The 19,448-nt window shown below is 60.2% G+C and carries 23 protein-coding genes and 1 pseudogene; 16 read left to right on the plus strand and 8 right to left on the minus strand.

The window, feature by feature from the left end; all coding sequences use genetic code 11:
- The coding region (locus AACY44_RS05830) for a transposase (protein ID WP_143497295.1) at positions 1 to 114 on the plus strand (114 nt) is incomplete at its 5' end.
- Between the two features lie 61 nt (positions 115 to 175).
- On the opposite strand, the gene rpmG is transcribed toward AACY44_RS05830, so the two are convergent.
- Together rpmG and rpmB are read right to left on the minus strand one after the other, a co-directional pair.
- On the minus strand, positions 176 to 331 hold the full coding sequence (gene rpmG, locus AACY44_RS05835) for a 50S ribosomal protein L33 (protein WP_003176906.1): 156 nt from the start codon (positions 329 to 331) through the stop codon (positions 176 to 178).
- A gap of 11 nt (positions 332 to 342) precedes the next feature.
- Positions 343 to 576: a 50S ribosomal protein L28 gene (rpmB, locus tag AACY44_RS05840; RefSeq protein WP_003176907.1), complete on the minus strand. Its 234-nt coding sequence runs from the start codon at positions 574 to 576 to the stop codon at positions 343 to 345.
- A 458-nt stretch (positions 577 to 1,034) separates the two neighbouring features.
- On the opposite strand from rpmB, the gene AACY44_RS05845 reads away from it, so the two are divergent.
- Positions 1,035 to 2,627: an ABC transporter substrate-binding protein gene (locus tag AACY44_RS05845; RefSeq protein WP_339436652.1), complete on the plus strand. Its 1,593-nt coding sequence runs from the start codon at positions 1,035 to 1,037 to the stop codon at positions 2,625 to 2,627.
- A 27-nt stretch (positions 2,628 to 2,654) separates the two neighbouring features.
- Here AACY44_RS05845 and radC read toward each other — a convergent pair whose 3' ends face one another.
- A complete protein-coding gene (gene radC, locus AACY44_RS05850) occupies positions 2,655 to 3,329 on the minus strand; it encodes a RadC family protein (RefSeq protein ID WP_339415090.1) in 675 nt (224 codons plus the stop codon).
- A gap of 160 nt (positions 3,330 to 3,489) precedes the next feature.
- On the opposite strand from radC, the gene coaBC reads away from it, so the two are divergent.
- Entirely contained in the window at positions 3,490 to 4,698 is a 1,209-nt protein-coding gene (coaBC, locus tag AACY44_RS05855; RefSeq protein WP_043048060.1) for a bifunctional phosphopantothenoylcysteine decarboxylase/phosphopantothenate--cysteine ligase CoaBC, read from the plus strand.
- A 5-nt stretch (positions 4,699 to 4,703) separates the two neighbouring features.
- Positions 4,704 to 5,159: a dUTP diphosphatase gene (dut, locus tag AACY44_RS05860; RefSeq protein WP_339529918.1), complete on the plus strand. Its 456-nt coding sequence runs from the start codon at positions 4,704 to 4,706 to the stop codon at positions 5,157 to 5,159.
- An 80-nt stretch (positions 5,160 to 5,239) separates the two neighbouring features.
- On the opposite strand, the gene AACY44_RS05865 is transcribed toward dut, so the two are convergent.
- Positions 5,240 to 5,380 carry a hypothetical protein gene (locus AACY44_RS05865; protein WP_339415088.1) on the minus strand — a complete coding sequence of 47 codons (141 nt, stop codon included), beginning with the start codon at positions 5,378 to 5,380 and terminating at the stop codon, positions 5,240 to 5,242.
- A gap of 32 nt (positions 5,381 to 5,412) precedes the next feature.
- Between AACY44_RS05865 and AACY44_RS05870 the strand changes: the two are divergent.
- A pseudogene (locus AACY44_RS05870) lies at positions 5,413 to 6,819 on the plus strand (phosphomannomutase/phosphoglucomutase); the annotation flags it as partial.
- A 19-nt stretch (positions 6,820 to 6,838) separates the two neighbouring features.
- Positions 6,839 to 7,744, plus strand: coding sequence for an acetylglutamate kinase (gene argB, locus AACY44_RS05875; RefSeq protein ID WP_017735763.1), 906 nt, complete (start codon positions 6,839 to 6,841; stop codon positions 7,742 to 7,744).
- A 179-nt stretch (positions 7,745 to 7,923) separates the two neighbouring features.
- On the opposite strand, the gene pyrE is transcribed toward argB, so the two are convergent.
- Positions 7,924 to 8,568 carry an orotate phosphoribosyltransferase gene (gene pyrE / locus AACY44_RS05880; RefSeq protein WP_021492595.1) on the minus strand — a complete coding sequence of 215 codons (645 nt, stop codon included), beginning with the start codon at positions 8,566 to 8,568 and terminating at the stop codon, positions 7,924 to 7,926.
- Positions 8,569 to 8,650: 82 nt separating this feature from the next.
- Here pyrE and AACY44_RS05885 point away from each other — a divergent pair, with 82 nt between their 5' ends.
- Entirely contained in the window at positions 8,651 to 9,430 is a 780-nt protein-coding gene (locus AACY44_RS05885; RefSeq protein WP_003195493.1) for an exodeoxyribonuclease III, read from the plus strand.
- A 58-nt stretch (positions 9,431 to 9,488) separates the two neighbouring features.
- Here the strand turns inward: AACY44_RS05885 and AACY44_RS05890 are convergent, their stop codons facing one another.
- Positions 9,489 to 9,857 carry a DUF4870 domain-containing protein gene (locus tag AACY44_RS05890; RefSeq protein WP_065875476.1) on the minus strand — a complete coding sequence of 123 codons (369 nt, stop codon included), beginning with the start codon at positions 9,855 to 9,857 and terminating at the stop codon, positions 9,489 to 9,491.
- A 22-nt stretch (positions 9,858 to 9,879) separates the two neighbouring features.
- A complete protein-coding gene (rph, locus tag AACY44_RS05895; RefSeq protein WP_003213280.1) occupies positions 9,880 to 10,602 on the minus strand; it encodes a ribonuclease PH in 723 nt (240 codons plus the stop codon).
- 187 nt (positions 10,603 to 10,789) lie between these two features.
- Between rph and AACY44_RS05900 the strand changes: the two genes are divergently transcribed.
- The 6 genes from AACY44_RS05900 (at position 10,790) to AACY44_RS05925 (ending at position 16,100) form a co-directional block, all read left to right on the plus strand.
- Positions 10,790 to 11,653, plus strand: a complete 864-nt coding sequence (locus AACY44_RS05900) for a YicC/YloC family endoribonuclease (protein ID WP_339415087.1) — start codon at positions 10,790 to 10,792, stop codon at positions 11,651 to 11,653.
- 10 nt (positions 11,654 to 11,663) lie between these two features.
- Positions 11,664 to 12,284: a guanylate kinase gene (gmk, locus tag AACY44_RS05905; protein ID WP_065875477.1), complete on the plus strand. Its 621-nt coding sequence runs from the start codon at positions 11,664 to 11,666 to the stop codon at positions 12,282 to 12,284.
- A gap of 167 nt (positions 12,285 to 12,451) precedes the next feature.
- Positions 12,452 to 12,715: a DNA-directed RNA polymerase subunit omega gene (rpoZ, locus tag AACY44_RS05910; protein ID WP_003176920.1), complete on the plus strand. Its 264-nt coding sequence runs from the start codon at positions 12,452 to 12,454 to the stop codon at positions 12,713 to 12,715.
- 60 nt (positions 12,716 to 12,775) lie between these two features.
- On the plus strand, positions 12,776 to 14,881 hold the full coding sequence (spoT, locus tag AACY44_RS05915) for a bifunctional GTP diphosphokinase/guanosine-3',5'-bis pyrophosphate 3'-pyrophosphohydrolase (RefSeq protein WP_339415086.1): 2,106 nt from the start codon (positions 12,776 to 12,778) through the stop codon (positions 14,879 to 14,881).
- 39 nt (positions 14,882 to 14,920) lie between these two features.
- On the plus strand, positions 14,921 to 15,301 hold the full coding sequence (locus AACY44_RS05920; RefSeq protein WP_003176922.1) for a RidA family protein: 381 nt from the start codon (positions 14,921 to 14,923) through the stop codon (positions 15,299 to 15,301).
- A gap of 58 nt (positions 15,302 to 15,359) precedes the next feature.
- Entirely contained in the window at positions 15,360 to 16,100 is a 741-nt protein-coding gene (locus AACY44_RS05925) for a hypothetical protein (protein WP_339415085.1), read from the plus strand.
- Between the two features lie 69 nt (positions 16,101 to 16,169).
- Here the strand turns inward: AACY44_RS05925 and AACY44_RS05930 are convergent, their stop codons facing one another.
- On the minus strand, positions 16,170 to 17,021 hold the full coding sequence (locus tag AACY44_RS05930; RefSeq protein WP_339428295.1) for an SDR family oxidoreductase: 852 nt from the start codon (positions 17,019 to 17,021) through the stop codon (positions 16,170 to 16,172).
- A gap of 188 nt (positions 17,022 to 17,209) precedes the next feature.
- Between AACY44_RS05930 and exbB the strand changes: the two genes are divergently transcribed.
- From exbB to AACY44_RS05945, 3 genes are read left to right on the plus strand one after another with little or no spacing between them, the layout of a single operon-like run.
- Entirely contained in the window at positions 17,210 to 18,178 is a 969-nt protein-coding gene (gene exbB / locus AACY44_RS05935) for a tonB-system energizer ExbB (protein WP_339415083.1), read from the plus strand.
- 6 nt (positions 18,179 to 18,184) lie between these two features.
- Positions 18,185 to 18,610 carry a TonB system transport protein ExbD gene (exbD, locus tag AACY44_RS05940; protein WP_339415082.1) on the plus strand — a complete coding sequence of 142 codons (426 nt, stop codon included), beginning with the start codon at positions 18,185 to 18,187 and terminating at the stop codon, positions 18,608 to 18,610.
- Positions 18,607 to 19,356, plus strand: a complete 750-nt coding sequence (locus AACY44_RS05945; protein WP_339529922.1) for an energy transducer TonB — start codon at positions 18,607 to 18,609, stop codon at positions 19,354 to 19,356. The genes exbD and AACY44_RS05945 overlap by 4 nt, the downstream gene beginning before the upstream one ends.
- The last annotated feature ends 92 nt before the right edge of the window (positions 19,357 to 19,448 follow it).

The raw sequence follows: 19,448 nt of genomic DNA on the forward strand, positions 1-19,448 counted from the left end.
CAGTTGGAAGGAATAAACAATCGAATAAAGGTCATCAAACGAATGGCGTACGGTTACCGGGACAGCGAGTTCTTCTTCATGAAGATCAAGAGTGTCTTTCCCGGCAATCCGTGAAGAACCAAAAAAAAGCCCGAATCGTGAGAGACGGGCTTTTTTTCACATTGAAGAAAACCAATTACTTGATTTTGCCTTCTTTGTAGATCACGTGCTTGCGAACGCGCGGGTCGAACATTTTCTTTTCGAGCTTGTCCGGGGTAGTACGCTTGTTCTTGTCGGTAGTGTAGAAGTGACCAGTACCGGCGCTAGAGATCATTCGAATCAATTCACGCATGATATAGCTCCTTAAATCTTGCCAGCGGCACGAATTTCGGCCAGCACGACAGTGATGCCACGCTTGTCGATGATACGCATGCCTTTAGCAGATACGCGCAGACGGACAAAACGTTTCTCTTCTTCAACCCAGAAGCGGTGATGCTGCAGGTTTGGCAGGAAACGACGACGGGTTTTGTTATTTGCGTGGGAAATGTTATTCCCAGTCACCGGACCCTTACCGGTAACTTGACATACTCTCGACATGCCTCAGCCCTCTAAAACCACATGCCCAACCCGGCATGGGTTGGCCGCTTAATCTCTCAGTCATTTGGCGCCAGGCGCCGCGTTTCTTTAGGGTCTTACCGGCTACACCTACAAGCGAAGGAACCGGGCCCCTAGAAAAGAGCGCTGCTTTATACCAGAAAGACCCTAGTGCAACAACAGCCCGTGTGTTTTTACCGGCGTAAATCTCGGCGGCAAACGCCTGAACCGTTGCTAATAGGGGCCGCAGTAACAATCGACCACTCGTCGCACAGAATGATTTACAGCGCCCGCGCGCGCAGTGAAGTGCAGGGCGGAACGCGCTGAGGCGCCATCAAAACAGCATTTCAGGCAAAAGCACAGGCAAAAATGGGCTAGTCATTTATCTATCAGACCTCTACGGTAGGACTTTTCCAGACTGCACTCGCAGATGGGCCTTCGATCTGCAAAGGAAACCGAACATGCGCCTCGCTGCCCTACCGCTCTTGCTTGCTCCTCTATTTATCGCTCCAGCGGCTGTTGCTGCCACCAATCTGAGCGTTTGCACCGAGGCCAGCCCCGAAGGGTTCGATGTGGTGCAATACAACTCACTGACCACCACCAATGCTTCAGCCGACGTGCTGATGAACCGCCTGGTGGACTACGACGCGGCCAGCGGCAAATTGGTGCCAAGCCTGGCAGACAGCTGGAACGTTTCGGCGGATGGCCTGACCTATACCTTCAAGCTGCACCCGGATGTGAAATTTCATCGCACCGAATACTTCACCCCTAGCCGTACACTGACCGCGGAAGACGTGCGCTTCAGCTTCGAACGCATGCTCGACCCGGCCAACCCTTGGCACAAGATCGCCCAGAGCGGTTTCCCCCATGCGCAATCGCTGCAGTTGCCCGCACTGGTCAAGAAGATCGACGCCCTCGACCCGCTGACCGTGCGCTTCACCCTGGATCACGCCGACTCCACCTTCCTCGCCGCCCTGAGCATGGGCTTTGCCTCGATCTACCCGGCCGAATACGCCGACAAACTGCTCAAGGCCGGCACGCAGCAGAAGCTCAACAGCCAGCCCATCGGCACCGGGCCGTTCATCTTCAGCCGCTTCCAGAAAGACGCCGTGGTGCGCTACAAGGCCAACCCGGACTACTTCGCCGGCAAACCGGCTGTGGATAACTTGATCTTCGCGATCACGCCTGACGCCAACGTGCGCCTGCAGAAATTGCACCGCAATGAATGCCAGATTGCCCTTTCGCCCAAGCCGCTAGACGTGGGCGAGGCCGAAAAAGACCCGGCGCTCAAGGTGGAGAAAACCGCCGCCTTCATGACCGCCTTCGTGGCCATCAACACCCAGCACCCGCCCCTGGACAAGCCCGAAGTACGCCAAGCGATCAACCTGGCCTTCGACAAGGGCAGCTACCTCAAGGCCGTGTTTGAAGGCACTGCCGAAGCCGCGAACGGGCCTTTCCCGCCCAACACCTGGAGCTACGCCAAAGAGCTGCCCGGTTATCCACAGGACCTCGCCAAGGCCAAGGCGCTGCTCAACCGTGCCGGGCTCAAGGATGGTTTCAAGACCACTATCTGGACCCGCCCCACCGGCAGCCTGCTGAACCCCAACCCCAACCTCGGCGCACAACTGCTGCAGGCTGACCTGGCCAAGGTCGGCATCCAGGCCGAGATCCGCGTGATCGAATGGGGCGAGTTGATTCGCCGCGCCAAAGCCGGCGAGCACGACTTGCTGTTCATGGGTTGGGCCGGCGACAACGGCGACCCGGATAACTTCCTTACCCCACAGTTCTCCTGTGCGGCAGTCAAGTCCGGCACCAATTTCGCCCGCTACTGCGACCCAGCCCTGGACAAGCTGATCAGCGCCGGCAAGACCACCAGCGAGCAGGGGGTACGCAGCAAGCTGTATCAGCAGGCCCAGGCGCAGATCCAGCAGCAAGCGTTGTGGCTGCCATTGGCGCACCCTACGGCATTTGCCCTGACCCGCAAGAATGTCGAGGGCTATCAGGTGAGCCCGTTCGGGCGCCAGGATTTCTCCAAGGTCAGCATCAAGCCCTGACAACCAAGCCCGCCCCAATGGGCGGGCTTACATCCACCCATATTCAGCCATCGACAACGGATCGCCATCCCCCACGATGATGTGATCCAGTACCCGCACGTCCACTACTTCCAAGGCCTTTTGCAGCAACTTGGTCAATTTTCGATCAGCCGCACTGGGCTCTGCGCTGCCGGAAGGATGGTTGTGGCACAGAATCAATGCCGCCGCGTTATATGCCAAGGCGCGCTTGACCACTTGCCGGGGGTAAACCATCGCCGCGTCAATGGTGCCCTGGGATAACGCTTCGAAACCCAGCACCCTGTGTTTTGAGTCGAGAAACAGGCAACCGAAGATCTCGTGAGGCTCATGGCGCAGCAAAGCCTTCAGGTAATCACGCACGGCTACCGGGCTTTCCAGTACCGAATCCTTACGCAGGCGCTCGGCCATATGTCGCCGGGACATTTCCAGCACTGCCTGCAACTGCGCAAATTTCGCCGGCCCAAGGCCCAATTGCTGGTTGAACAGCGCCTGGCTGGCCTCCAACAATGGGCGCAAGCCACCGAATTGCGCCAACAGATGGCGCGCCAGGTCCACTGCGCTCCTGCCAGCGACCCCGGTACGCAGGAAGATCGCCAGCAACTCGGCATCCGACAGGCTCGCCGCGCCCCATTCCAAAAGTTTCTCTCGCGGCCGCTCTGCTGCTGGCCAATCGCGAATACTCATCCCGCCTCCCTTTCCATATGCGTCCTGTGCGCCACGTGCACCGCTGTTGCCTCGCGGACGCTGTGTTATCGTAGGCCCTCTTTTTTGCCGCGATTTCCCCTGGGGAGGGGGCATCGCAGGCGCCACTGAACTGGCATCACTGAACTGGAAAGGCAAACCAATGCAGCGTCTGTATCGGAAACGCATCGTTCTCGGCGTTGGCGGCGGCATTGCCGCCTACAAGAGCGCAGAGCTGGTCCGCAGGCTTCTGGACCAAGGCGCCGAAGTGCGCGTGGTCATGACTCGCGGCGGCAGTGAGTTCATCACGCCGTTGACCATGCAGGCCTTGTCCGGGCACCCGGTTCACCTGGATCTGCTGGACCCGGCGGCCGAGGCCGCCATGGGCCATATCGAGCTGGCCAAATGGGCCGACCTGGTGCTGATCGCCCCGGCCACCGCCGACCTGATCGCCCGCCTGGCCCAAGGCATCGCCGATGACCTGCTGACCACCCTGGTACTGGCCACCGACGCCACCGTCGCCATCGCCCCGGCCATGAACCAGGCCATGTGGCGCGACCCGGCCACCCAGGCCAACACCCAACTCTTGCAAAGCCGTGGCCTCAAGGTATTCGGCCCGGCGTCAGGCAGCCAGGCCTGTGGCGATGTCGGCATGGGTCGCATGCTTGAAGCCACCGACCTGGCCCAGTGCGCCGCCGAGTGCTTCCAGCACTTGGCGCTCACCGGCAAGCATGTGCTGATCACGGCTGGCCCGACCCAGGAAAACATCGACCCGGTGCGCTACATCACCAACCATAGCTCAGGAAAAATGGGCTTTGCGCTGGCCGAAGCGGCGGTCGAGGCAGGCGCACGCGTTACCTTGATCACCGGCCCGGTGCATTTGCCGACCCCGGATCGGGTCACGCGAATCGACGTAGTCAGCGCCCGCGACATGCTCGCGGCCTGTGAGGCGGCCATTCCGTGCGACCTGTTTATCGCCTCGGCAGCGGTTGCGGACTACCGCCCGGAAGTCGTCGCCCCGCAAAAGCTCAAGAAAGACCCTACGAGCGGTGACGGCCTGCTCCTGCAAATGGTGCGTAACCCGGACATCCTGGCCACCATCGCCACGCGCCCGGACCGTCCGTTCAGTGTCGGCTTCGCGGCCGAGACCGAGCATTTGCTGGACTACGCAGCACGCAAATTGAAAGATAAAAACCTCGACCTGATCGTTGCCAATGATGTCGCCAACCCGAGCATCGGCTTCAACAGTGAGGAAAACGCGTGCAGCGTGATCGACCGCGAGCTACACGCCACCCTTTTCGCCCAGACCAGCAAGGGCAAGATTGCCCGCCAACTGATCTCTTTTATCGCCCAACGGCTGAACCAGGTTTAATGTCCATGCACGCTTTGCAAGCCAAGACTCTCGACCCACGCATCGGCAACGAATTCCCGCTGCCGGCCTACGCCACCCCGGGCTCCGCCGGCCTCGACCTGCGCGCCATGCTCAAGCAAGACACGGTGCTTGAGCCGGGCCAGACCATTCTGATTCCAACGGGCCTGTCGATCTATGTCGGCGACCCTGGCTTGGCTGCGCTGATCCTGCCGCGCTCCGGCCTGGGCCATAAACATGGCATCGTGCTGGGCAACCTGGTGGGCCTGATCGACTCGGACTACCAAGGCGAGCTGATGGTGTCGTGCTGGAACCGTGGCCAGACCGCGTTCAACATCGCCGTCGGCGAGCGCATTGCCCAGTTGGTACTGGTGCCGGTCGTACAGGCGCATTTCGAACTGGTAGAGGAGTTCGACGAAACCCAGCGCGGTGCGGGCGGGTTCGGGCATTCCGGCAGCCACTGACTAAGCTGAATCTGGCCGGGCGCCGTTGCCCGGCCCGACGCCACCGCTGGGCTTTCAGGACGAAGAATGCGCGGATCTTATCAGCGATTTTTCTCCATAAAAATCAACGCATTACGCAGAAAACAAGTCGGAGCCAGCACGCCGATGGCATTTTTGCACCACGAACTCTCTGCCGAAAACACCGTCATACCCTTCAGTTTGAGCCTGCCGGTCAGCCACATTAAGGCCAGCCTTGCCCCTTTCAGATGGAGTTTCCCCCGCGATGAGTACCGCAGCCCGCGTAGCCCCGACATTCCCCGATAGCATCTTTCGCGCCTATGACATTCGTGGCGTGGTGCCCAAGACGCTGACCGCCGAAACCGCCTACTGGATTGGCCGTGCCATCGGCTCCCAGAGCCAGGCCCAGGGCGAGCCCAACGTCTCGGTCGGCCGTGACGGTCGCCTGTCCGGCCCGGAATTGGTGGAACAGTTGATCCAGGGTCTGGCCGACAGCGGTTGCCATGTCAGCGACGTGGGCCTGGTGCCGACGCCTGCGCTGTACTACGCAGCCAACGTACTGGCCGGCAAGTCCGGAGTGATGCTCACCGGCAGCCATAACCCGTCGGATTACAACGGCTTCAAGATCGTCATCGCTGGCGACACCCTGGCCAACGAACAGATCCAGGCCCTGCACAACCGCCTGAAGACCAACGACCTGGCCAGCGGCCAGGGCACCGTCACCAAAGTCGACATCCTGCAGCGCTACTCTGATGAAATCACCGGCGACGTCAAACTCGCACGCCGCCTGAAAGTGGTGGTGGACTGCGGCAACGGCGCGGCCGGCGTGATCGCTCCGCAGTTGCTCGAAGCCCTGAACTGCGAAGTGATCCCCTTGTTCTGCGACGTCGACGGCAACTTCCCGAACCATCACCCAGACCCGGGCAAGCCTGAAAACCTGGTGGACCTGATCGCCAAGGTCAAGGAAACCGGGGCTGACGTGGGCCTGGCCTTCGACGGTGACGGCGACCGCGTGGGTGTGGTGACCGAGACCGGCGAAATCGTGTTCCCGGATCGCCTGCTGATGCTGTTCGCCCGCGATGTGGTGGCGCGCAACCCCAACGCCGAGATCATCTTCGACGTGAAGTGCACCCGCCGCCTCACGCCACTGATCAAGGAATATGGCGGTCGCCCGCTAATGTGGAAGACCGGTCACTCGTTGATCAAAAAGAAAATGAAGGAAACCGGCGCGCTGTTGGCCGGCGAAATGAGCGGCCATGTGTTCTTCAAGGAGCGCTGGTTCGGGTTTGACGACGGCATTTACAGCGCCGCCCGTCTGCTGGAGATCCTCAGCAAGGAAAAATCCACGGCCGAAGAACTGTTTCAGACCTTCCCGAATGATATTTCTACGCCAGAGATCAATATCCATGTGACCGAGGAGAGCAAATTCAGCATCATTGACGCACTGCACGATGCGCAATGGGGCGAAGGCGCTAACCTGACCACCATTGATGGTGTGCGAGTCGATTACGCCAAAGGCTGGGGCCTGGTTCGCGCGTCCAACACCACACCGGTGCTGGTCCTGCGTTTCGAGGCGGATACCGAGGCTGAGTTGCAGCGCATCAAGGACGTGTTCCACGCCCAGTTGAAACGTGTTGCCCCTGATCTCCAATTACCGTTCTGATTTTTAACCGGAGCCCTGAATGACCCTCGAACGCGAAGCCGCTGCCAACACTGCCAAGGTCCTTTCCGAAGCGTTGCCTTACATCCGACGCTACGTCGGCAAGACGCTGGTGATCAAGTACGGCGGCAATGCCATGGAAAGCGAAGAGCTGAAAACCGGCTTTGCCCGCGACATCGTGTTGATGAAAGCCGTGGGGATCAACCCGGTGGTAGTCCACGGTGGTGGGCCGCAAATCGGCGATCTGCTCAAGCGCTTGTCGATCGAGAGTCACTTCATCGATGGCATGCGCGTCACTGACGCGCAAACCATGGACGTGGTGGAGATGGTCCTCGGCGGCCAGGTCAACAAGGACATCGTCAACCTGATCAACCGCCACGGCGGCAGCGCCATCGGCCTGACCGGCAAGGACGCGGAGCTGATCCGCGCAAAAAAACTGACGGTGACCCGCCAGACGCCGGAGATGACCCAACCGGAAATCATCGACATCGGCCAGGTGGGTGAAGTCATCGGCATCAACACAGACCTGCTGAACCTGCTGGTGAAAGGTGACTTCATCCCGGTGATCGCGCCAATCGGCGTGGGTGCAAACGGCGAGTCCTACAACATCAACGCCGACCTGGTGGCCGGTAAGGTGGCCGAAGCGCTGAAGGCTGAAAAGCTGATGCTGCTGACCAACATCGCCGGCCTGATGGACAAGGAAGGCAAGGTGTTGACCGGCCTGACCACTCAACAAGTGGACGAGTTGATCGCCGACGGCACCATCTACGGCGGCATGCTGCCGAAAATCCGTTGCGCGCTGGAAGCGGTGCAAGGCGGCGTGGGCAGCTCATTGATCCTGGATGGCCGGGTACCGAACGCGATCCTGCTGGAAATCTTCACCGACACGGGTGTGGGCACACTGATCAGTAACCGCAAGCGTCCTTAAACGCTGCAAACAAAAAGGCCCCGCTCAATTTGATTGAGCGGGGCCTTTTTTTGGACACTGATTTTGCAGCAATGGGGAGATCCCCTGTGAGAGCGGGCGTGCTCGCGAAAGCGGTGGATCAGTCAGCACCCGTATCACTGAAAGCCCGCACACACGCCCACTTCACAGGATTTACTGTGTCAGACGCCGAACTGCTCGCGGTACGCACGCACAGCCGGCAGGTGTTGCTTGAGCTGCGGATCATCCTCCAGGAACTGCAGTACCTGGTTCAGCGAGACGATGCTGACCACCGGAATGCCGAAATCGCGCTCCACTTCCTGGATGGCCGACAACTCACCGTTGCCGCGCTCCTGGCGGTTCAGGGCGATCAGCACGCCGGCGGCCTTGGCGCCGTCCTGGGACGCGATGATCTGCATCACTTCGCGGATGGCAGTACCGGCAGTGATCACGTCATCGATGATCAACACATCGCCGGTGAGCGGCGCGCCCACCAGGCTGCCGCCTTCGCCATGGGCCTTGGCTTCCTTGCGGTTGAAGCACCACGGCAGGTCCCGCCCGTGATGCTCGGCCAGGGCCACGGCAGTCGCGGCGGCAAGGGGAATGCCCTTGTAGGCCGGGCCGAACAAAACGTCGAAGGAAATACCGCTTTCAACGATGGCGGCCGCGTAGAAACGACCCAACTGAGCCAGGGCCGAACCCGAGTTGAACAAGCCAGCATTGAAAAAGTACGGGCTGGTGCGCCCGGACTTCAGAGTGAACTCACCGAAGCGCAAAACGCCGCGATCGATGGCAAAACGAATGAAATCGCGTTGATACGCCTGCATGAAAAAAGCCTCAGATACCACGGATTTAGCTAATTAGGTAGACGGCGTGTATCATACACGCACGCGATTTTTGGGGCCATTTATGCGGATCATCAGTGTGAACGTTAATGGTATTCAGGCTGCAGTCGAGCGTGGTTTGCTCAGTTGGCTGCAAGCCCAGAATGCCGACGTCATCTGCCTGCAGGATACCCGCGCCTCCGCCTTTGAACTGGACGACCCAGCCTTCCAACTGGATGGCTACTTCCTTTATGCCTGCGATGCCGAAGTGCCCACCCAAGGTGGCGTGGCTTTGTATTCGCGGTTGCAACCCAAGGCGGTCATCAGCGGCCTCGGCTTCGAGACAGCCGACCGCTACGGGCGCTACCTGCAAGCCGATTTCGATAAGGTCAGCATCGCGACCTTGCTGCTCCCTTCGGGGCAGAACGGCGATGAAGACTTGAACCAGAAGTTCAAGCTAATGGACGATTTCGCCCGTTATCTGGATAAACAGCGGCGCAAACGTCGCGAGTACATTTATTGTGGCTCGCTGTACGTGGCGCAACAAAAGCTGGATATCAAGAACTGGCGCGACAGCCAGCAATCCCCGGGCTTCCTGGCGCCGGAGCGCGCTTGGATGGACGAGATTGTCGGCAACATGGGCTATGTGGATGCCCTGCGCGAAGTCAGCCGCGAAGGCGACCAGTACAGCTGGTGGCCGGACAATGAACAGGCTGAGATGCTCAACCTGGGCTGGCGTTTCGACTACCAGTTGCTGACCCCAGGTCTGCGCCGGTTCGTTCGCAGCGCACGCCTGCCGCGCCAGCCGCGCTTCTCGCAGCACGCGCCGCTTATCGTGGACTACGACTGGACACTGACCATCTAAGGTCTTTTTCCAGGCACAAAAAAACCGACATCGCTGTCGGTTTTTTTGTGCCTGTTCATTATTTGATCACGCGCCAGGTCAAGGGATAGCGATAGGCGATCCCCTTGTTGGCCTTGATGCTACCAATGATGGTCAGCACCACCGTGGCGATCGCCAGGGCGAACATCAGGAAAAACCCAACCACCGCGAAGGCCAGCACGATGCAAACCATCCAGGCGATGGCCACGGTGATCTGGAAGTTCAGGGCTTCCTTGCCCTGATCATCAATGAACGGGTCCACTTCCTTCTTCATCTGCCACAGGATCAGCGGCCCTACGACACTGCCGAAGGGGAACACAAACCCCAGAAACGCCGCGAGATGGCACAACATTGCCCCCTGACGCACTTCGTAGGAAGGCGTAGGCACCGGCATCTGGCTGTCATTCATGGCGTTTCTCCTTGAGGCCGACTCAGTCAGCCAGGGCGGCGTTCTGCAGTTCGAAAATCTCGGTCATGCCTTTCTGGGCCAAGGCCAGCATCGCGTTCAGATCAGCCGGCTGGAACGGCGCGCCTTCGGCAGTGCCCTGCACTTCGATGAAGCCACCCGTGCTGGTCATCACCACGTTCAGGTCGGTCTCGGCGGCCGAGTCTTCCAGGTAATCCAGGTCCAGCACAGGCTCGCCCTGGTACATGCCTACCGATACGGCAGCGATCATTTGCTTGAGCGGGTCACCGCCTTTCAGGCCGCCACGCTTCTTGATCACTTTGAGTGCATCAACCAGGGCGACCATGGCGCCGGTGATGGACGCGGTGCGGGTGCCGCCGTCGGCCTGGATCACGTCGCAGTCGACGTACAGGGTCACGTCGCCCAGCTTGGACATATCCAGGGCTGCGCGCAGGGAACGACCGATCAAGCGCTGGATTTCCAGGGTGCGGCCGCCTTGCTTGCCACGGCTGGCTTCACGCTGGTTACGCTCACCGGTGGCGCGCGGCAGCATGCCGTACTCGGCGGTCAACCAGCCCTGGCCCTGACCTTTAAGGAAACGCGGTACGCCGTTTTCGACGCTGACGGTGCAGATCACCTTGGTATCGCCAAACTCGACCAGTACAGACCCCTCGGCGTGTTTGGTGTAGTTGCGGGTGATGCGGATCGAGCGGAGCTGATCGGCAGCGCGACCACTTGGACGTTTCATAGGGAGACACCTGTACTGAGGACGAAAAACTGCCGAGCATTATAGAGCCGCGAGCCGATTCGGGGCACTGCTAAAAAATCCTGTTACGAATGCTCGCGTTTGGGCGTGCTCGCCCCACTGCGCTACAATCGCGCGCCTTCTTAACCATCAGCCCGTGATTGACGGGACTGCAACGCGAGGTACCTCCATGGTGCACAGCATGACCGCCTTCGCCCGCGTCGAACAAGCCGGCGTACAAGGCACCCTGAGCTGGGAATTGCGCTCGGTCAACAGCCGCTACCTGGAGCCGCATCTGCGCCTGCCCGAGTCGTTCCGCGACCTCGAAGGCGCCGTGCGTGAAGCGCTGCGCCAGGGCATCTCCCGGGGCAAACTGGAGTGCACCCTGCGCTTTACCGAGGAAACCACCGGCAAGCCGCTGCAGGTTGATCGCGACCGTGCGGCGCAATTGGTAGCCGCCGCCGAGACCATCGCCGGCCTGATCAAGCAACCTGCCGCGCTCAACCCACTGGAAGTGCTGGCTTGGCCTGGCGTATTGGTGGCCGACGCCACCGACCCGCAAGCCCTCAACGCCGAAGCCCTCGCCTTGTTCAACCAGGGCTTGAAGGAACTCAAGGCCGGCCGCGAGCGCGAAGGCGCCGAACTGGCGCGCCTGATCAGCGAGCGCCTGACCTCCATTGAAGAAGACGTGGTCACCCTGCGCGAGCTGGTGCCACAGATGCTCGCCACCCAGCGCCAGAAGGTGCTCGACCGCTTCACCGACATGAAAGCCGACCTCGACCCCACGCGCCTGGAGCAGGAAATGGTGTTGCTGGCACAGAAGAGCGACGTCGCCGAAGAACTCGACCGCCTGAGCACGCACATCCTTGAAGTACGCCGCGTGCTCAAGTCGGGCGGTGCCGCCGGTCGGCGCCTGGACTTCCTGATGCAGGAACTCAACCGCGAAGCCAATACACTCGGCTCCAAAGCGTTCGATCCGCGCAGCACTACGGCTGCGGTCAACCTCAAAGTGTTGATCGAGCAGATGCGCGAACAAGTACAGAATATTGAGTAAGGCAACCTCCATGACCCACAGCACCGGCACCCTTTACATCATTTCCGCCCCCTCGGGCGCGGGCAAAAGCAGCCTGGTCAAGGCCCTGACCGACGCTGACGAGCAGATCCGCATCTCGGTTTCCCACACCACCCGCGCCATGCGCCCGGGTGAGGTGAACGGCGTGCACTATCACTTCGTCGAACGCACCGAGTTCGTCAAGATGATCGAGCACGGCGACTTCCTTGAGCGCGCCGAAGTCTTCGGCAACCTCTACGGCACGTCGCAAAGCCACTTGCAGCAGACCCTGGACGAAGGCCACGACCTGATTCTGGAAATCGACTGGCAGGGCGCCGAGCAAGTGCGCCAGCTGATGCCCAAGGCGCGTTCGATCTTTATCCTGCCGCCGTCGCTTGAAGCCTTGCACCAGCGCTTGAAAAATCGCGGCCAGGACAGCGACGAGATCATCGAAGGCCGCATGCGTGAGGCCGTCAGCGAAATGAGCCACTACGTCGACTATGACTACCTGATCATCAACGACGATTTTGCCCACGCTTTGGACGATTTGAAGGCGATTTTCCGCACCAACCAGCTCCAGCAAAAGCGCCAACAACAGCGTTTCGGCAAATTACTGGCCGAACTGCTCGGCTGATTGGCTCTTCCCAAAACCGCTGCAAGGGCTTTACATTGGCGCTTGTAGCGGTTTTGCGAGGGCCTGAGAAAAATCAGCGCTTCCCTAAACGCTGGTGATTTTTTAAACTGTTTAGTCCGCTTGCCCAACCGGGCAGCGCGCATCTTGCATTCGCTCCGAGGAATACCATGGCCCGCGTAACCGTTGAAGACTGCCTAGAACACGTGGATAACCGCTTTGAGCTGGTCATGCTCTCTACCAAGCGTGCCCGTCAACTGGCCACTGGCGGCAAAGAGCCATTGGTCCAGTGGGAAAACGACAAGCCTACCGTTGTGGCCCTGCGTGAAATCGCTGAAGGCCTGATGAGCTACGAGTTCATCGCCAACGCCGAAATCGTTGAAGACGAACCGCTGTTTGCAGCGTTCGAGGACGAGTCCAACGAGGCCGTCTAAGCCTATGCCTGGTCGACGTAGAACGGCGCGGGGTCACAGCCAACGGCAGGAGTTAACACTTTGCCGAGCATAGACGCCCTCGCCGATCGCTTATCGGCCTACCTCGGCCCAGACCAGGTCAACCTGGTCCGCCGAGCGTATTTCTACGCCGAACAAGCCCACGACGGGCAACGCCGCCGTAGTGGCGAGGCGTATGTCACGCATCCCCTTGCGGTGGCAAATATTCTTGCCGACATGCACATGGACCATCAAAGCCTGATGGCCGCAATGCTGCATGACGTGATCGAAGACACCGGTATCGCCAAAGAGGCGCTGCAAGCGCAGTTCGGTGAAACCGTGGCCGAACTGGTCGACGGGGTCAGCAAACTGACCCAGATGAACTTCGAGACCAAGGCCGAAGCCCAGGCGGAAAACTTCCAGAAGATGGCCATGGCCATGGCCCGCGACATTCGGGTGATTCTGGTCAAGCTGGCAGACCGGCTGCACAACATGCGCACGCTGGAAGTGCTGTCCGGCGAAAAGCGCCGGCGCATCGCCAAGGAAACCCTGGAAATCTACGCACCCATCGCCAACCGGTTGGGCATGCATGCCATTCGTATCGAGTTCGAAGACCTCGGCTTCAAGGCCATGCACCCGATGCGTTCGGCGCGCATCTACCAGGCGGTCAAACGCGCCCGGGGCAACCGCAAGGAAATCGTCAACAAAATCGAAGAGTCGCTGAGCCATTGCCTGGCGATCGACGAGATCGAAGGCGAAGTCAGCGGGCGGCAGAAGCACCTCTACGGCATCTACAAGAAGATGCGCGGCAAGCGTCGGGCCTTCAACGAAATCATGGACGTGTACGCGTTTCGGATCATCGTCGACAAGGTCGACACCTGCTACCGCGTGCTCGGCGCTGTACATAATTTGTACAAGCCCCTGCCCGGCCGCTTCAAAGACTACATCGCGATTCCCAAGGCCAACGGCTACCAGTCGCTGCATACCACGCTGTTCGGTATGCACGGGGTGCCGATCGAAATCCAGATCCGCACCCGCGAAATGGAAGAGATGGCCAACAACGGCATCGCCGCCCATTGGCTGTACAAATCCAGCGGCGACGAGCAGCCCAAAGGCACACATGCCCGCGCCCGCCAGTGGGTCAAGGGCGTGCTGGAAATGCAGCAACGTGCCGGCAACTCCCTCGAATTTATCGAAAGCGTGAAGATCGACCTGTTCCCGGACGAGGTCTACGTGTTCACGCCCAAAGGCCGGATCATGGAACTGCCCAAAGGCTCCACGGCGGTCGACTTTGCCTACGCAGTGCACACCGACGTGGGCAACAGCTGCATTGCCTGTCGGATCAATCGCCGCCTCGCGCCGCTGTCCGAACCGCTGCAAAGCGGCTCCACGGTCGAGATCGTCAGCGCACCGGGCGCACGCCCGAACCCAGCCTGGCTCAACTTTGTGGTCACCGGCAAAGCGCGCACACATATCCGTCACGCCCTGAAGCTGCAGCGCCGCTCCGAATCCATCAGCCTCGGCGAACGCCTGCTGAACAAGGTACTTAATGGTTTCGACAGTGCCCTGGACAAAGTTCCTACAGAGCGCGTGCAAGCGATGCTTCACGAGTATCGCCAGGAAACCATCGAAGACCTGCTGGAAGATATCGGCCTGGGCAACCGCATGGCCTACGTCGTCGCCCGCCGCTTGCTCGGCGAAGGTGAACAGCTACCAAGCCCGGAAGGCCCACTGGCGATTCGCGGCACCGAAGGCTTGGTGCTCAGCTACGCCAAGTGTTGCACGCCGATCCCGGGCGACCCGATTGTCGGCCACTTGTCGGCGGGCAAAGGCATGGTGGTGCACCTGGACAACTGCCGGAACATTACCGAAGTCCGTCACAACCCGGAAAAATGCATCCAGCTCTCGTGGGCCAAGGATGTCACCGGCGAATTCAACGTCGAGTTGCGCGTGGAGCTGGAACACCAACGCGGCCTGATCGCCCTGCTGGCCAGCAGCGTCAACGCGGCCGACGGCAATATCGAGAAAATCAGCATGGACGAGCGCGATGGTCGCATCAGCGTGGTCCAGCTGGTGGTCAGCGTGCACGACCGTGTGCACCTCGCCCGCGTGATCAAGAAACTGCGCGCCCTGATCGGTGTGATCCGCATCACCCGTATGCGGGCATAGGCCTTCAAATACGTCATCACCTCTTACAAGGAGTCATAAATGACCAAGACCGTTATCACCAGCGATAAAGCCCCGGCCGCGATCGGCACTTACTCCCAGGCGATCAAGGCGGGCAACACCGTCTACATGTCCGGCCAGATCCCACTGGACCCAAAGACCATGGAACTGGTGGAAGGCTTTGAAGCACAGACTGTGCAGGTCTTCGAAAACCTCAAATCGGTTGCTGAAGCTGCCGGCGGTTCGTTCAAGGACATCGTCAAGCTGAACATTTTCCTCACCGACCTGAGCCACTTCGCCAAGGTCAACGAGATCATGGGCAAGTACTTCGAACAGCCGTACCCAGCCCGCGCCGCCATCGGCGTTGCTGCCCTGCCAAAGGGTGCGCAGGTTGAGATGGACGCGATTCTGGTCATCGAGTAAAACACCCGGCGCGGCCCTCCCATAGGCTGCGCCGACTTCGTTTTAAAAGGATTTCATGATGCGCAAAGCGCTTGTAGCCTCATCATTGCTCGCCCTGCTGCTCGGCGGCTGCGCCAGCAACCCTGCCGACCTGGACGTGAGCGGCACCTGGATCAACCAGATCGCCATCGATGCGGCAGCCAAGGGCGGCCCTTTGCGTGAAGCCCTGCAAAGCTATGGCCCTAACCTCGAATGGGAGGTTAATACCAAGGCCGCGCAGGCGCGCTACTACAACGGTTTTGAAGTAGCCGAAGGCAAGTTGCTGGGTGAGAAATCCGGCGCCTGGAGCGTAGACTTCTACGGCAGCTCAGCCACCGAGCTCAAGCGTAAAGGTGAACAACTGCTGCAATCGGCCAACGACAACGAGCCAGCACAGCTGCTTGCCCGCCCCAAGGACCCCGCGCCGGACGGTGCTCCCATCGGCGCGAACTTTGAGCGTGCGCTTTACGCGGCCTACATGGGCGGCGACTGGAAGATCACCGACGGCTTCGGTAGCGGCGCCATCGTGCAGTTCCAGGCTGACGGCAAGGTTGTCGGCTTGCCTAATGTTGATCGGTACTCGCTGTGCCTGGCCGGTGATTGCGCCTCGATGAGCGGCGGCTATGACAGCATCTGGCTGCAACTCAACGGCCAGGGCAACCCGTGGATTTTTGTGCGCAAGGGCAAGCAGCTGGAAATCTTCCAGGCGATCAATACTGCGGGAGCGGATGAAGTACCTTCGTTTACGCCCGGACCGCGGCAGTGGTTGCTGGAAAAGTAATTAAGCAGCCAAACACAGATTCAAATGTGGGCGCGGCGCACCGCCGCTCCCATATTTTTTAACTGTGTTTCAGCCTTTAAGGATCGCCGCGTAGCCTTCGCGGTAAGTTGGATAGGTCGGCGTCCAACCCAGCGCCTTCGCCCGCGGATTACTGCATCGCTTGCTGCCCGCACGACGCACACTCGCATCCTCGGACCACTCCGTCACACCCAGATACTCGCGCAACCACGCCACCACTTCCGCCAGCGGAGCGGGCGCATCGTCGACGCCGATGTAGATCTCATCCAGCGAGCCACCCTGCTCCACATGCCGCAACAAAAACGCCAACAAGCCCGCCGCATCATCCGCATGAATCCGGTTGCCATATAAAGGCGGATCAATTGCGACACGGTAGCCCTGGCGAACCTGGGTCAGCAGCCATTCGCGGCCTGGTCCATAAATACCGGTCAATCGGACGATGCTGGCCGGAATGCCACTATTGAGCGCCACTTGCTCAGCCTCCAGCATCACTTGCCCGGAATAACCCTTGGCTTGAGTCTCCGACGTTTCGTCGACCCACTCTCCATTCTGCTGCCCATAGACGCTGCTGCTGGAAACAAACAACAAATGTTTCGGCTCCTGACCGTAGTCGCCCAACCACTCCAGTACGTGTTTCAGCCCTTCTACATAAGCGGCGCGATAGCCGGCTTCGTCGTGGTCAGTCGCGGCGGCGCAGTACACCAGGTAATCCACCCCGCCGATCGGCCAGGTGTCAGGGCAATCCTTGTTGAACAGGTCGCCAGCAATGCCTATCACCCCGTCAGGGAGCCGCGAAATATCCCGCCGCAAGCCATGCACCTCCCATCCCGAGGCGAGCAATTGGCTTGCCAGCCGACTACCTACATCGCCACAGCCGGCAATCACAACAGAAGGCGCTGACATCATAAAACTCCGTATTGAAAGGTCTAGGTTAGCCGCCTCGGTGGACCGCCGGCCAGAAAAAGCACAAATAAAGTTACTGTATTACTTTTGTTAACAAGAATTACTTGCAATAATGACCGCCCATTTGTCCTCGGCCCCTTGGGTCTGGAAGGACGATCACTCATTTTTTTTACTCAGGTCCGGCCAGCATGACACGTAATACAACCCCCGCTTCGCCAACCAAGCTTCACAGCCCGTCCCGCGCCTGGCGCGCGATTGCTGCGCTGCTGTTCAGCGTTCTGCTGGCACCGACCGCCGCCTTGGCTGATGCCACCGCGCCAGCTACCCCGCCTGCTGCTGCCGCACCGGCAGCTCCGGCCGCCGCGCCAGCCGCTACCGACCCGGCCCAGGCTGCTGACCCAGCCTCCGCCGACGACACCGGGGTAGCTCTGGAAGAAGACAACACCTTGGGCATGGCCCACGACCTGTCGCCGTGGGGCATGTATCAGAACGCCGACGTCGTGGTGAAAGCCGTCATGATCGGACTGGCCATTGCCTCGATCATCACCTGGACCATCTGGATCGCCAAAGGCCTCGAACTGCTGGGTGCCAAGCGTCGCCTGCGCAGCGAAATCGTCCACCTGAAAAAGGCCACCACCCTTAAGGAAGCGAGCGAAAGCGCGACCAAGAAAGGCACTCTGGCCAACACCCTGGTGCACGACGCGCTGGAAGAAATGCGCCTGTCGGCCAACGCCCGCGAAAAAGAAGGCATCAAGGAACGCGTGGCCTTCCGCCTGGAGCGCCTAGTGGCGGCCTGCGGTCGAAACATGAGCAGCGGCACCGGCGTGCTGGCAACCATCGGCTCGACCGCACCCTTCGTCGGCCTGTTCGGTACCGTGTGGGGCATCATGAACAGCTTCATCGGCATCGCCAAAACCCAAACCACCAACCTTGCCGTCGTTGCCCCCGGCATCGCCGAAGCCCTTCTGGCCACTGCACTGGGCCTGGTTGCCGCGATTCCTGCGGTAGTGATCTACAACGTCTTCGCCCGTTCGATTGCCGGCTACAAGGCCCAGGTATCGGACGCGTCGGCAGAAGTCCTGCTGCTGGTCAGCCGCGACCTCGATCACCTGCCTACCGAGCGCAGCTCGCAACCGCACATGGTGAAAGTGGGGTAATCGGCCATGGGCCTGCATTTGAATCAAGGCGACGACGAACTCGTCGAGAACCACGAAATCAACGTCACGCCGTTTATCGACGTGATGCTGGTGCTGCTGATCATCTTCATGGTGGCCGCACCGTTGGCGACCGTGGATATCAAGGTTGACCTGCCCGCGTCCAGCGCCAAGCCGGCGCCGCGACCGGAAAAACCCATCTTCCTCAGCGTCAAGGCGGACCAACGCTTGTTCCTGGGTGAAGAAGAAGTCAAGACTGAAGCCCTGGGGCCGGTGCTCGACGCCAAAACCCAAGGCAAGAAAGACACGACGATCTTCTTCCAGGCTGACAAAGGCGTGGACTACGGCGACCTGATGAGCGTGATGGATGCCCTGCGGGCAGCCGGCTACCTCAAGGTAGGCCTGGTTGGACTTGAGACGGCAGCCAAGAAATGATCACAACGCGCCACAAACTGACGCGTTATGGCACCAGCCTCGCCGTCGTACTGGGCGTGCATGCCGTCGCGATCGCTATCGCGCTGCATTGGTCAGCGCCGCGTACGGTGCAGTTGCCACCGGCCGCCATGGTCATCGACCTGGCACCGATGCCAGCCCCACCGCCGCCGGCACCGCCCAAGGTGGTCACGCCGCCGCAACCGCCTGCACCGGTCGAAGAGCTGCCCCTGCCGAAAATGGCCGAGGCACCCAAGCCGACGATCCAGGCGCCCAAGCCGGTCAAGCCCAAGCCAAAACCGCAGCCGCCCAAGCCTGTGGAGAAAAAGATCGAGCCACCCAAGGAGAAACCCTCCGAGGAACCGCCGAGCGACGCTCCACCGACTAACACGCCAGCGGAAAGATCGGCCCAGCCCGTGCCTGGCCCTTCGCCGCAACAGGTCGCCGCCAAAGCGTCTTGGGAAGGCGCACTGTTGGCGCACTTGCAGAAGTACAAGAAGTACCCACCAGGTGCCCAGGCTCGTGGCAAAGAAGGCCTGAACCGCCTGAAGTTTGTGGTGGATGCCGAAGGCAACGTGCTGTCCTATGAGTTGGTGGGCCGCTCCGGCAATGCCGACCTGGACCGCGCGACCCTGGACATGATCCGTCGTGCCCAGCCGCTGCCCAAGCCACCAGCCTATATGTTGAAAGGCGGCAGCATCGAGATCGTTGCACCGTTCGTGTACAACATTGAGAAGCGTCGCCGCTGAAGGTTGCAGGAGTCAGCTTGTGTGGGAACGGGCTTGCCTGCGATAGCATCACCTCGGTGCAACTGATAGACCGAGGTGCTTGCATCGCTGGC

Source organism: Pseudomonas sp. RA_15y_Pfl1_P11 (assembly GCF_963970975.1).
Classification (GTDB): domain Bacteria; phylum Pseudomonadota; class Gammaproteobacteria; order Pseudomonadales; family Pseudomonadaceae; genus Aquipseudomonas; species Aquipseudomonas tritici.